The organism is Peribacillus suis (assembly GCF_059384845.1).
The window spans coordinates 307,112-320,532 of sequence record NZ_CM182019.1 but is presented as its reverse complement, the minus strand read 5'-3'; the positions used below and the strand labels follow the sequence as shown (position 1 = coordinate 320,532).

General features: G+C 43.6%; 11 protein-coding genes, 2 tRNA genes and 3 rRNA genes. 3 read left to right on the top strand and 13 right to left on the bottom strand.

Features of this window, described 5'->3' with window-relative positions:
- Positions 1 to 69: 69 nt before the first annotated feature.
- Complete coding sequence (gene groL, locus AC503W_RS01685; protein ID WP_427689038.1) at positions 70 to 1,704, bottom strand: chaperonin GroEL; 1,635 nt, start codon at positions 1,702 to 1,704, stop codon at positions 70 to 72.
- Between the two features lie 61 nt (positions 1,705 to 1,765).
- A complete protein-coding gene (gene groES, locus AC503W_RS01680; protein ID WP_402875451.1) occupies positions 1,766 to 2,050 on the bottom strand; it encodes a co-chaperone GroES in 285 nt (94 codons plus the stop codon).
- Positions 2,051 to 2,379: 329 nt separating this feature from the next.
- Here groES and AC503W_RS01675 point away from each other — a divergent pair, with 329 nt between their 5' ends.
- Both AC503W_RS01675 and AC503W_RS01670 read left to right on the top strand, forming a co-directional pair.
- On the top strand, positions 2,380 to 3,102 hold the full coding sequence (locus tag AC503W_RS01675; RefSeq protein ID WP_402991579.1) for a CPBP family intramembrane glutamic endopeptidase: 723 nt from the start codon (positions 2,380 to 2,382) through the stop codon (positions 3,100 to 3,102).
- Positions 3,099 to 3,311: a YdiK family protein gene (locus AC503W_RS01670; RefSeq protein WP_402875447.1), complete on the top strand. Its 213-nt coding sequence runs from the start codon at positions 3,099 to 3,101 to the stop codon at positions 3,309 to 3,311. Before AC503W_RS01675 ends, AC503W_RS01670 begins: the two co-directional genes overlap by 4 nt.
- Positions 3,312 to 3,340: 29 nt before the next feature.
- Here the strand turns inward: AC503W_RS01670 and AC503W_RS01665 are convergent, their stop codons facing one another.
- Together AC503W_RS01665 and moaC are read right to left on the bottom strand one after the other, a co-directional pair.
- Positions 3,341 to 4,000, bottom strand: coding sequence for a redox-sensing transcriptional repressor Rex (locus AC503W_RS01665; RefSeq protein WP_402875445.1), 660 nt, complete (start codon positions 3,998 to 4,000; stop codon positions 3,341 to 3,343).
- Between the two features lie 36 nt (positions 4,001 to 4,036).
- Positions 4,037 to 4,534 carry a cyclic pyranopterin monophosphate synthase MoaC gene (gene moaC / locus AC503W_RS01660; RefSeq protein ID WP_427689040.1) on the bottom strand — a complete coding sequence of 166 codons (498 nt, stop codon included), beginning with the start codon at positions 4,532 to 4,534 and terminating at the stop codon, positions 4,037 to 4,039.
- A 134-nt stretch (positions 4,535 to 4,668) separates the two neighbouring features.
- On the opposite strand from moaC, the gene AC503W_RS01655 reads away from it, so the two are divergent.
- Entirely contained in the window at positions 4,669 to 6,588 is a 1,920-nt protein-coding gene (locus tag AC503W_RS01655; protein WP_427689042.1) for an ABC-F family ATP-binding cassette domain-containing protein, read from the top strand.
- A 256-nt stretch (positions 6,589 to 6,844) separates the two neighbouring features.
- Here AC503W_RS01655 and tsaD read toward each other — a convergent pair whose 3' ends face one another.
- The 9 genes from tsaD to AC503W_RS01610 form a co-directional block, all read right to left on the bottom strand.
- Entirely contained in the window at positions 6,845 to 7,861 is a 1,017-nt protein-coding gene (gene tsaD / locus AC503W_RS01650) for a tRNA (adenosine(37)-N6)-threonylcarbamoyltransferase complex transferase subunit TsaD (protein WP_402875442.1), read from the bottom strand.
- Positions 7,858 to 8,310, bottom strand: a complete 453-nt coding sequence (gene rimI, locus AC503W_RS01645) for a ribosomal protein S18-alanine N-acetyltransferase (protein ID WP_402959490.1) — start codon at positions 8,308 to 8,310, stop codon at positions 7,858 to 7,860. Before rimI ends, tsaD begins: the two co-directional genes overlap by 4 nt.
- 25 nt (positions 8,311 to 8,335) lie before the next feature.
- A complete protein-coding gene (gene tsaB / locus AC503W_RS01640; protein WP_402959443.1) occupies positions 8,336 to 9,028 on the bottom strand; it encodes a tRNA (adenosine(37)-N6)-threonylcarbamoyltransferase complex dimerization subunit type 1 TsaB in 693 nt (230 codons plus the stop codon).
- A complete protein-coding gene (gene tsaE, locus AC503W_RS01635) occupies positions 9,025 to 9,480 on the bottom strand; it encodes a tRNA (adenosine(37)-N6)-threonylcarbamoyltransferase complex ATPase subunit type 1 TsaE (RefSeq protein WP_402875439.1) in 456 nt (151 codons plus the stop codon). Before tsaE ends, tsaB begins: the two co-directional genes overlap by 4 nt.
- Before the next feature lie 220 nt (positions 9,481 to 9,700).
- A tRNA-Met gene (locus tag AC503W_RS01630) sits at positions 9,701 to 9,774 on the bottom strand.
- A gap of 34 nt (positions 9,775 to 9,808) precedes the next feature.
- Positions 9,809 to 9,924: ribosomal RNA gene (gene rrf, locus AC503W_RS01625) — 5S ribosomal RNA — on the bottom strand.
- A gap of 193 nt (positions 9,925 to 10,117) precedes the next feature.
- A tRNA-Met gene (locus AC503W_RS01620) sits at positions 10,118 to 10,191 on the bottom strand.
- Between the two features lie 33 nt (positions 10,192 to 10,224).
- Positions 10,225 to 10,340, bottom strand: a 5S ribosomal RNA gene (gene rrf, locus AC503W_RS01615).
- A 64-nt stretch (positions 10,341 to 10,404) separates the two neighbouring features.
- Positions 10,405 to 13,338: ribosomal RNA gene (locus AC503W_RS01610) — 23S ribosomal RNA — on the bottom strand.
- Between the last annotated feature and the right edge of the window lie 83 nt (positions 13,339 to 13,421).

Genomic DNA, 13,421 nt, shown 5'->3' with positions numbered 1-13,421 from the left:
TAATAGTTAGCAAAACTGCTTCTCATTTTGGACGAAAAATGGGGTTAACCAGTTCTCAAAAATGAGTTATTACATCATGCCGCCCATTCCGCCCATATCAGGCATTCCCATTCCGCCGCCAGCAGCGCCAGCAGGTTCTGGTTTGTCAGCAACAACTGCTTCTGTTGTTAAGAACATAGCAGCCACGGATCCAGCGTTTTGTAGAGCTGAACGAGTTACTTTAGTAGGATCGACGATACCAGCTTCGATCATGTTCACCCATTCTCCAGTAGCGGCATTGAAGCCAGTACCAATTGATTCGCCTTTAAGGCGCTCAACGATTACAGATCCTTCAAGTCCAGCGTTGTGAGCGATTTGGCGAATTGGCTCTTCGATTGCACGAAGAACGATTTTCACGCCTGTTGCTACGTCGCCTTCCGCTTCGATTTCTGCAACTTTATTGTATACGTTAAGAAGAGCTGTACCACCACCGGCTACGATACCTTCTTCAACAGCAGCACGAGTAGAGTTCAATGCATCTTCAATACGAAGTTTACGTTCTTTAAGTTCTGTTTCAGTAGCTGCTCCGACTTTGATTACGGCTACACCACCAGCTAATTTAGCAAGGCGTTCTTGTAGTTTTTCGCGGTCGAATTCAGAAGTTGTTTCTTCTAATTGAACACGGATTTGGTTTACACGAGCTTGAATTTGAGCTGTGTCTCCAGCACCTTCAACGATTGTTGTGTTCTCTTTTGTAACAACGACTTTAGAAGCGCGTCCTAAAGAATCGATTGTTGCAGATTTAAGGTCAAGGCCGATTTCTTCCGTGATCAATTCGCCGCCTGTTAGAGCTGCGATGTCTTCAAGCATAGCTTTACGACGGTCACCGAATCCAGGAGCTTTAACTGCCACTGCATTGAATGTTCCACGAAGTTTGTTCACAACAAGAGTTGCAAGTGCTTCGCCTTCCACGTCTTCAGAAATCAACAATAGTGGTTTTCCTTGTTGTACAACTTGCTCAAGTACAGGAAGGATTTCTTGAAGGTTCGTAATTTTTTTATCGGTAATTAAGATGTATGGATTTTCAAGAATCGCTTCCATTTTATCTGAATCAGTAACCATGTAAGGAGACGCATATCCGCGATCGAATTGCATACCTTCTACAACGTCCAATTCAGTTGTGAAACCTTTAGATTCTTCGATTGTGATAACGCCGTCGTTACCTACACGTTCCATAGCTTCTGCAATCAATTGTCCTACTTCTTCATCGGCTGAAGAGATAGCGGCAACTTGTGCAATCGATTCTTTGTTTTCAACAGGTTGAGAAATGGCTTTTAATTCTGCAATAGCAGTATTAACCGCTTTTTCCATCCCTTTACGGATACCCATTGGGTTAGCACCAGCTGTTACGTTCTTAAGACCTTCACGGATCATTGCTTGCGCAAGAACCGTTGCAGTAGTCGTTCCGTCACCAGCTACGTCATTTGTTTTGCTTGCTACTTCAGCAACCAATTTCGCACCCATGTTTTCGAAAGCATCTTCTAATTCGATTTCTTTAGCGATTGTTACACCGTCATTGGTAATAAGCGGTGAACCGAATTTTTTCTCCAGAACCACGTTACGTCCTTTTGGTCCAAGCGTTACTTTTACTGCATCTGCAAGAGCGTCAACGCCACGAAGCATTGAACGGCGAGCTTCTTCACTAAATTTAATTTCTTTAGCCATGTATAAGTACCTCCCTAATCATTTTAAGAAAAATTTTCGTTCAGTTAAGTATGATGTATAATTAGCCAATGATAGCTAAGATATCGCTTTCACGTAAGATTAAGTATTCATTATTTTCGTATTTAACTTCAGTACCAGCATATTTTGAGAAGATAATTAGATCGCCTTGGGCAACCTCTAAAGCAACACGTTCGCCATTTTCAAGGACACGGCCTGTACCAACCGCTACGACTTTACCTTCTTGTGGCTTTTCTTTTGCAGTATCAGGAAGAACAATACCGCTTGCCGTTTTTTCTTCAGATTGAACTAATTCAATAATAACGCGATCACCTAATGGTTTTAACAAGTGAAACAACCTCCTCATTTTCTCTTAAATCAATTGCCTGATTTATTAGCACTCATCAACACCGAGTGCTAACACATTTATAATATTAAATAAATCGAGCCCTTTTTGCAAGTATCTTGTTGAATTTTTTTTATTAATTTCTGATAAATTTCGGGTATACTACTCTAGGATAATGATTCCTAAAATGTTTTTTGGAAATGTTCTCTTTTTATATACCTATAAGTGGTGTTATGGGCTGTTTTTTGATACCCTTTTTATATACGTTTATAGATTGTCCCCATGTCAGGACTCTAAAAAAATGGCGGACTTAATTAAAGGAGTTTTCATTTTTGAAAAAAGAATATTGGTTCGTCATCATTACTTACATTGCCATGCAATTATCGGGTATTGTCGGAATGCCGATTTTCACGGTGATCGGGTCTGCACTGGGCATACCAAGTGATGAGCTCGAAGTTAAATCGGCCGCTTACTGGATCGTCTTCAGTTTTCTTGCAGCACTAATAGTGATTCTATTCTTGTTGCGAAAAGATATGAAGGAAAATACTGAGCTTACACAGACTTCGGTTCCCGTGTCCTTCCTATGGGCAATAGCGGGTGTCTTCCTAGCCTTTTTCGCTCAAAATATTGCTGGGAACATCGAACAGATGCTTGGGGTGGAGACTGAATCTGAAAATACTCAAAATCTGGTTTCACTCATTTATAAAGTTCCGATGGTCATATTTGTTACCTCTGTGATTGGTCCTATTTTGGAAGAAATCATTTTCAGGAAAATTATTTTCGGATCGCTTTATAAACGCTTTAATTTCTTCATTTCGGCTTTACTCAGCTCGGTTATTTTCGGCTTGGCACACGGTGAACTCGAACATCTTCTTTTATATGCAGCAATGGGCTTCACTTTTGCCTTCCTATATGCCAAAACGGGCCGTATTCTCGTATCCATAGCCGCACATGTCGCTATGAATACCCTTGTTGTCATTATTCAGGTGGTATATAGAGAAGATATCGAGAAATTGTCAGATACTGCACAAGCCTTTATCGGAGGTTTATTATGAAACGTCAGTCACCTTTATTCATCGGAATCGTATACGCAGGCTTGGGCATTCTCTTTACAACGATTGCCGTCCAGACAGTCAATTCTTCCGGATGGGGATTTTTCGCCTATATCCTTGTATTGATTGCGACTCTTGACTTGGGATCTGGGATCCGTATGATTCTCATCCACTTTAAAATTAAGTCCATACAAAAGAATAACAAGAAATAAAAAACACGCTGCATAATCGCAGCGTGTTTTTATTCTTCTAGAACAGCTTCTTCTACTACAGGATAGTGCTTTAAAAAGTAAATCAGCGATTGAAGCTCAACCGCCAGATCAATATGATGAACCCTTATGGATGGGGGTACAGTCAGCCTGGCTGGAGTGAAATTCAGTATCCCTTTTATATCGGCCTGAACCAAACGATCGGTTATCGTCTGGGCCTCTTGGGCAGGGACCGTCAAAATCGCTACCGTAATATTGTTTTCCTGCAAAAGTGTGTCTATTTCGTTCATATGATAGATCGGCACATCAGCGATGGTCTTTCCGACCTTGTCTTCAGAAACTTCAAATGCCATTTCAATTTTTGTATTATTGTTTTTCATGAAATTGTAATTTAAAAAGGCAGTCCCTAAATTCCCCACTCCAATTAAGGCTACTTTTGTCAGTTCATCTTGATCCAATGTTTTTCTGAAGAAAGACAATAAATAATTGACATTATAGCCGTAGCCCTTCTTTCCAAGTGCTCCAAAGTAGGAAAAATCGCGGCGGATCGTTGCTGAATCTACCTTTACAGCTTCACTCAGCTCAGCTGAGGAAACTCTTTGTTTACCTGAGGAATGTAAGTTTTTTAAAAATCGATAATACAAGGGCAACCTTTTAGCCGTTGCTTGCGGTATCTTTGGGTCATGGTTCATTGTTCTTCCCCGCCTTTATACATGCTTTTAAAACGATTACATTTGATTTAGCTGCCTTTTGTAATCACTGCTGGACACGCCACCTGTTTTCTCCACTAAAAATGTAGGCCCGATAATCATTCCTTTATCCAGTGCCTTACACATGTCGTAAACCGTTAATGCGGTTGCAGATGCTGCTGTTAACGCTTCCATTTCAACACCTGTACTACCCTTCGTTTTCACCTGTGTTTCAATTTTAAGCCGGTATCCTTTTTCTTCTTTTTCCCACTCAAAAGCAATATTGACCCCTTGTAAGGAAATGGGGTGACACATCGGAATGATATTGGATGTATTTTTGCTGGCCATGATGCCTGCAACCTGTGCTACCGCCAATACATCACCTTTTTTCATTTGTTGATTCGTGATTTTTTCATATATTTCTTCGTTCAATAAGATGCTGGATTGAGCTGTTGCCGTCCGGATTGTCTCCGGCTTCGTGCTCACATCAACCATTTTGGCTCTGCCTTGTTCATTAAAATGCGTTAAATCGCTCATAAAATTACCCCTCCTAAATCATACACTATTATCCTACATTATGTAACAGCTTGTTTTTCACCTTTAAAACCAAAGCTGTTGCCGTTAAATACTATAATACGTTACACTAACAATAATCAATTGAGGTGAAATCCATGATTCTATTACAAATCAATCAACTATCTAAATATTATGGTGCTGAGCTAATCTTATCAAATATGAAGCTTGAAGTTCAAAATAAAGACCGGATTGCCCTAGTCGGTCGAAATGGAGCAGGAAAGTCGACCTTGCTAAAAATTATAGCCGGTCAAATTTCTCATGATGGTGGCGAAATCATCAAGCCAAAAGACATTACAATCGGTTATATGGCCCAGGATACTGGATTGGAATCCGAACTATCCATTTGGGACGAAATGCTGACTGTATTCGAAAAACTGATTGGACAAGAAAAAGAACTACGGCGACTCGAGGCTGCCATGGCCGATCCCGCAACATTTGAAAATGAAATACGTTACCAAAAGGTGTTAAGTGAATATGATGCCCTCCAGGTAACATTCAAAGAACAGGGCGGGTATCAATATGAAGCTGATATCCGCTCTGTCTTACATGGTCTCCAATTTGGAGATTTTGATCATTCCACTTTAATTTCCACATTGAGCGGTGGTCAAAAGACACGCCTTGCCTTGGGGAAATTACTTTTAAAGAAACCTGATATTTTAATACTGGATGAGCCTACAAACCATCTGGATATCGAGACACTCTCTTGGCTTGAACAATATTTGCAAAGCTATCAGGGTGCAGTACTTATTGTGTCCCATGATCGCTATTTTCTTGATAAAGTTGTCAATCAGGTCTATGAAATTTCAAGGAATAACATGAAAAAGTACTATGGAAATTACAGCTCCTACTTAGAAAGAAGAGCAGAAGACTATGAACGTGAAATGAAACAATTCGAGAAACAGCAAGGGGAAATAGAAAAACTGCGAGATTTTGTCCAACGTAATATAACGAGGGCATCGACGACCAAAAGAGCCCAAAGCCGTCGTAAACAGCTGGAAAAGATGGACGTATTGGACAAGCCTCAGGGTGATGAGAAATCCGCCAATTTTTCCTTTCAAATAGAAAAACAAAGTGGCAATGAAGTGCTTCATCTTCAAAACTTGGCCATCGGCTATGCGGGGGAAGCAGTGTCTCAAAACATTAACTCCCGGATGACAAAAGGCGAAAGCATTGCCCTCGTCGGACCGAATGGTGTCGGTAAATCTACATTATTGAAAACCGTCATTTCAAAGCTCCCTCCGATTTCCGGGGAATTTCGCTTTGGAACCAATGTCGAAGTCAGTTATTACGATCAAGAACAAGCCAATCTCATTTCTAATAAACGCGTCCTGAATGAACTATGGGATGATTACCCGACTAAACCGGAGAAAGATATCCGGACAGTGCTAGGCAATTTCCTTTTTAGCGGGGACGATGTGTTGAAAACCGTTTCAACTTTGAGCGGTGGGGAAAAGGCTCGCCTTGCTTTAGCGAAAATGATGATGGAAAAGGGAAACTTTTTGATTCTGGATGAACCGACTAACCATTTGGACCTGGAGAGCAAGTTAGTCCTTGAAAATGCTTTGATCGATTATCCTGGAACCATTCTTGTTGTCTCGCATGACCGTTACTTCATTAATCGAATCGCTACAAAAATCATAGAGCTATCCAAGGACGGCAATGAAGAATTCCTTGGGGATTATGATTACTATGTTGAGAAAAAACAAGAGCAAGCTGAAATTGAAGCCCTTGAACAACAGGGTAAGGCAAATACAGTAGAAATAAAGGTCGAAAAAACAAATTATAAACTGGATAAAGAAACGAAAAAAGCAGAACGGCAACGCAAACGTCGAATCGAAGAGATTGAATCGGCGATGGAATTGCTGGAAACAGAAATTACCGAGTATAATGAGCTTCTATGTGACCCAGCGGTTTTCCAAGACCATGAAAAAGTGATGGACATACAGACGAAACTGGACAAGGCACAAGAAACATTAGATCAGTATCTGGAAGAATGGGCCGAATTAGAAGAGTAAGATGAAGGCTGGGTCATGTGACTCAGTCTTTTTCTTATGAAGCAATAAGTTATCCACAGTCTTATGCACATAACAAGCACGACTGAATCAACATTATTTTAGTTTACCCACACTATCCACAAAAATTTATCCACTTATCCACAAAATTACTATTTATACACAGGTGTTTTGAATAGTGAAAAAATTTTATCCACAAAATAAGCATGATTTGTAAAAACAGAAAAACAAGATACCAAAGTTCGGTATCCTGCCTTCATTAGAAAACTTCTATATCCAACCCAGGATTTCCGTTCAAATCTAGTCCTGAGCGTTTTCCCTTTTCAAACATGATGCTGCCTGCAGCACCGATCATCGCCGCGTTATCCGTACAAAGATGTAAGGGAGGAATGACCAGGTCCATTGACAAACCTGAAAAAGCATCCGTAAGAGCATTTCTGAGCCCTTTATTGGCAGCAACTCCTCCAGCAAGCAATACCTGTTTCACTTCATATTCCTTGGCAGCCTTGACGGCCTTCTTCACAAGAACCTCAATAACACTCGCCTGGAAGCTTGCCGCTAAGTCCTGCGGCTCAATATTTTCGCCACGTTGTTCTGCATTATGCAAGGTATTAATGACAGCTGATTTCAAGCCGCTGAAAGAAAAGTCATAGCTTCCTTCTTCTAACCAAGCCCTTGGCAGTTTCAAAGATGGTGTCCCCTCATGAGCAAGTCTATCGATATGTGGACCCCCAGGATACGGAAGCCCCAGTGTTCTTGCGACTTTATCGTAAGCCTCGCCTGCCGCGTCATCTCTTGTTTCCCCAATTACTTTAAAGGAACCAGGCTCAGTCAATAACACCAATTCGGTATGTCCACCTGATACGACTAAAGAAAGGGCAGGATACTGTATTTCTTGTACCAGTCTATTCGCATATATATGTCCTGCAATATGGTGCGTTCCCACAAGAGGGATTCCATGCGCGAAAGCAATGGCTTTGGCTGCATTAACGCCTATTAACAAGGCTCCTACTAACCCTGGGCCTTCAGTGACAGCTATGGCATCCAAATCCTCATATGTCACACCAGCTTGAAGCAGGGCCTCCTCCAATACGATGGTGATCTGCTCAACATGATGACGAGACGCTATTTCCGGAACGACACCACCAAACCGTTTATGGCTTTCTATTTGTGAAGCCACAACATTGCTGACTATCTCTGTTCCATTCTTAATGACGGCTGCAGCTGTCTCATCGCAGCTCGTTTCAATACCCAATATCAATTGATCTTTTTTCATCTAAAATTCACCCACATAACATAAGCATCTTCTTGATTATCTGTATAATATCTTTTCCTTATTCCGCCCTTTTGAAAGCCCAGTTTTTCATAGAGGGAAATGGCTACAGCATTGCTGACCCGAACCTCTAGCGTCATCCGGACCACCCCCATGCTGATCGAGATTTCTATCATTTTTCTTAGCAGGGCTTCACCAAGCTTTTGCCCTCGATACTCGGGTAAAATGGCGATATTGGTAATATGCGATTCATCAATGACAATCCAGGCCCCGCAATAACCGGCAATTTTCCCCTCATCTTCAATAACCATATAAACAGCATATTCATTATGATTCAGTTCATTAAAGAAAGCTTCCCGGCTCCAAGGCAAAGTGAAGGACTGTTTTTCCACGTTCAAAACTTGCTCGATATCTTCCGTTTTCATCTTACGAAACGTCATTGTTTTGCTCATCATAATCGGTCGCTTTCCTTTTATTTTATTTACCCTGCTGTTCAAGCCACTTTGCTTCGGCTTCAGCCATACGAATATAGTTGGGAACGAAGTGGTGTATATCGACTTCATCCTTATTCAAACCAATAAAAGCAAGTTCGCTTGGTCTCGCATTATACAACTGTACAGGAGCAAAGACAGCTAAATCCCCCAGTACTTCTGTAATGGCCTCACGATGAATCTCCACGTCCTGGCCAACAAACAATACTGGTCGATTGTATTCCTTTACCTTCATCGCCCATTCAGAGCTTAGAATATTACAATCTTCCGTGACCGTTTTTAACGTGCCATGATCAAATTCATATAAACCTGTATATACCTGGCCACGTCTAGCATCGAACAATGGGGAAACCAAACCATCAAAATAACGGCCATTCGCTGCTAGCACTTCTAAACTAGAAACAGCGGATAATGGAACATTCAGTGTCCAGGCCAATGTTTTTGCTATCGTTACGCCAATTCTAACTCCTGTATAAGATCCAGGACCCTGAGCGACAACGATTTTCGTCAGCTCTTTAGGAGACGTATCACAGTCCTTCAATAAAGACTCGATTGCAGGCATCACCCGAACGGAATGGTTCTTCTTTAAATTCGTCGTGTACTCTCCGATCACTTGGGTACCATTTATTAAAGCAACCCCTAAAGTAAAGTTCGATGTATCTATCGCTAAAACCTTCATGAAATTATCTCCTTACATAACATAACATACCGTTCGCCATGAGCTTCCAAAACAAATCGGCGACTCGTATCACCAAGACGATAAATATTAATGGTCAGAATGTCCTCGGGGAGTTGGTCTTTTATTAAATGGGCCCATTCCACGACTGTCACACCATCGCCATCAAAATATTCATCAAAACCTAAATCCTCTTCTGACTCTCCTACCCGATATACATCCATATGATATAAGGGTAAGCGACCGTTGTATTCCTTTATAATCGTAAAGGTAGGGCTATTCACCGTACGTGAGACCCCTAATCCCTTAGCAAGACCTTTAGTAAATGCAGTTTTCCCTGCCCCTAAATCTCCCTCTAAAGCCAGTACATCGCCACTGCGAAGCCTCTTAGCCAATTCCTGCGCAAACTGTGCCGTCTCTTCCTCATTTTCAGAAATCCATTCGAAATGTTGCATATATCCGTCACCTTTATCATTCAATTAAGTAATTGATCCCCAGTTAAAAAAGGGCTAAATTCTACCTATAAAAAACGCATTCATTCACCATTGATTCAAAAAAAGATTCTATATGTAGTGTACCTTGTTTCAAAAGAAGAAACAAATAAGTTATGGATATTATAAGATGAAAATCCGGTAAAACAAAAAAAACGAAACAAAGGTTTCGTTTTTTTCATGATTGCGGGGACAGGATTTGAACCTGCGACCTCCGGGTTATGAGCCCGACGAGCTACCGGACTGCTCTACCCCGCGACGGTATGAATGATACATTTATATAAAAAGTACAGCTTGGCGACGTCCTACTCTCACAGGGGGAAACCCCCAACTACCATTGGCGCTGAAGAGCTTAACTGCCGTGTTCGGAATGGGAACGGGTGTGACCTCTTCGCTATCGCCACCAAACATTATACTTTTTCTTTAAGACTTATATTATTATAATACAAATCGTTCTGATAAGCAAGGAATTTCTTTTCCTTTTTTAAAGAGATGGATTAATAAAACATAACATTAATTATAGTATGGCTTATTTCACAAAAAAATATTCAATTGATTCGTAAAAATAAAAAAACGAAACATCGTTTCGTTTTTTTCATGATTGCGGGGACAGGATTTGAACCTGCGACCTCCGGGTTATGAGCCCGACGAGCTACCGGACTGCTCTACCCCGCGACGGTATGAATGGTACATTTATTATAAAGTATAGCTTGGCGGCGTCCTACTCTCACAGGGGGAAACCCCCAACTACCATCGGCGCTGAAGAGCTTAACTGCCGTGTTCGGAATGGGAACGGGTGTGACCTCTTCGCTATCGCCACCAAACATATCAGGAACGTTGTTCCTTCAAAACTAGATAATATCAGAAGGTGTTCATCTTTTTAAAGCGTTGGTTAAGTCCTCGATCTATTAGTATCAGTCAGCTCCACATGTCGCCACGCTTCCACCTCTGACCTATCAACCTGATCATCTTTCAGGGATCTTACTAGCTTGCGCCATGGGAAATCTCATCTTGAGGGGGGCTTCATGCTTAGATGCTTTCAGCACTTATCCCTTCCGCACGTAGCTACCCAGCTATGCCTTTGGCAAGACAACTGGTACACCAGCGGTGCGTCCATCCCGGTCCTCTCGTACTAAGGACAGCTCCTCTCAAATTTCCTGCGCCCGCGACGGATAGGGACCGAACTGTCTCACGACGTTCTGAACCCAGCTCGCGTACCGCTTTAATGGGCGAACAGCCCAACCCTTGGGACCGACTACAGCCCCAGGATGCGATGAGCCGACATCGAGGTGCCAAACCTCCCCGTCGATGTGGACTCTTGGGGGAGATAAGCCTGTTATCCCCGGGGTAGCTTTTATCCGTTGAGCGATGGCCCTTCCATGCGGAACCACCGGATCACTAAGCCCGACTTTCGTCCCTGCTCGACTTGTAGGTCTCGCAGTCAAGCTCCCTTGTGCCTTTACACTCTGCGAATGATTTCCAACCATTCTGAGGGAACCTTTGGGCGCCTCCGTTACTCTTTAGGAGGCGACCGCCCCAGTCAAACTGCCCACCTGACACTGTCTCCCACCCCGATAAGGGGCGCGGGTTAGAATTTCAATACAGCCAGGGTAGTATCCCACCAACGCCTCCACCGAAGCTAGCGCTCCGGCTTCTCAGGCTCCTACCTATCCTGTACAAGCTGTAACAAAATTCAATATCAGGCTGCAGTAAAGCTCCACGGGGTCTTTCCGTCCTGTCGCGGGTAACCTGCATCTTCACAGGTACTATAATTTCACCGAGTCTCTCGTTGAGACAGTGCCCAGATCGTTACACCTTTCGTGCGGGTCGGAACTTACCCGACAAGGAATTTCGCTACCTTAGGACCGTTATAGTTACGGCCGCCGTTTACTGGGGCTTCGGTTCAAAGCTTCGCTTGCGCTAACCTCTCCCCTTAACCTTCCAGCACCGGGCAGGTGTCAGCCCCTATACTTCGCCTTGCGGCTTCGCAGAGACCTGTGTTTTTGCTAAACAGTCGCCTGGGCCTATTCACTGCGGCTTTTCTGGGCTATTCACCCTAAAAAGCACCCCTTCTCCCGAAGTTACGGGGTCATTTTGCCGAGTTCCTTAACGAGAGTTCTCTCGCACACCTTAGGATTCTCTCCTCGCCTACCTGTGTCGGTTTGCGGTACGGGCACCTTACATCTCACTAGAGGCTTTTCTTGGCAGTGTGGAATCAGGAACTTCGGTACTATATTTCCCTCGCCATCACAGCTCCGCCTTAATGGAAACGGGATTTGCCTCGTTTCCGGCCTAACTGCTTGGACGCGCATATCCAACAGCGCGCTTACCCTATCCTTCTGCGTCCCCCCATCGTTCAAACGATGTATAGGTGGTACAGGAATATCAACCTGTTGTCCATCGCCTACGCCTTTCGGCCTCGGCTTAGGTCCCGACTAACCCTGAGCGGACGAGCCTTCCTCAGGAAACCTTAGGCATTCGGTGGAAGGGATTCTCACCCTTCTTTCGCTACTCATACCGGCATTCTCACTTCTAAGCGCTCCACCAGTCCTTACGGTCTGACTTCAACGCCCTTAGAACGCTCTCCTACCATCGACACCATACGGTGTCAATCCACAGCTTCGGTGATACGTTTAGCCCCGGTACATTTTCGGCGCGGAGTCACTCGACCAGTGAGCTATTACGCACTCTTTAAATGGTGGCTGCTTCTGAGCCAACATCCTGGTTGTCTAAGCAACTCCACATCCTTTTCCACTTAACGTATACTTTGGGACCTTAGCTGGTGGTCTGGGCTGTTTCCCTTTCGACTACGGATCTTATCACTCGCAGTCTGACTCCCAAGAATAAGTATTTGGCATTCGGAGTTTGACTGAATTCGGTAACCCGTTGGGGGCCCCTAGTCCAATCAGTGCTCTACCTCCAATACTCTCATCTTGAGGCTAGCCCTAAAGCTATTTCGGAGAGAACCAGCTATCTCCAGGTTCGATTGGAATTTCTCCGCTACCCACACCTCATCCCCGCACTTTTCAACGTGCGTGGGTTCGGGCCTCCATTCAGTGTTACCTGAACTTCACCCTGGACATGGGTAGATCACCTGGTTTCGGGTCTACGACCTCATACTCATTCGCCCTATTCAGACTCGCTTTCGCTGCGGCTCCGTCTTATCAACTTAACCTCGCATGAAATCGTAACTCGCCGGTTCATTCTACAAAAGGCACGCCATTACCCATTAACGGGCTTTGACTACTTGTAGGCACACGGTTTCAGGATCTATTTCACTCCCCTTCCGGGGTGCTTTTCACCTTTCCCTCACGGTACTGGTTCACTATCGGTCACTAGGTAGTATTTAGCCTTGGGAGATGGTCCTCCCTGCTTCCGACGGGATTTCTCGTGTCCCGCCGTACTCAGGATCCACTCAGGAGGGAACGAAGTTTCAACTACAGGGTTTTTACCTTCTTTGACGGACCTTTCCAGGTCACTTCATTTACCCCGTTCCTTTGTAACTCCATATTGAGTGTCCTACAACCCCAAGAGGCAAGCCTCTTGGTTTGGGCTACATTCCGTTTCGCTCGCCGCTACTCAGGAAATCGCTATTGCTTTCTCTTCCTCCGGGTACTTAGATGTTTCAGTTCCCCGGGTCTGCCTTCAATACCCTATGTATTCAGGTAGAGATACTGTTCCATTACGAACAGTGGGTTTCCCCATTCGGAAATCTCCGGATCAAAGCTTACTTACAGCTCCCCGAAGCATATCGGTGTTAGTCCCGTCCTTCATCGGCTCCTAGTGCCAAGGCATCCACCGTGCGCCCTTTCTAACTTAACCGTTAAAAAGATCTTACTGATGCTTTGAAAAAAATTAATTGCCTTCTATCTATTATCTAGTTTTCAAGGAACAATGTAGAAAGA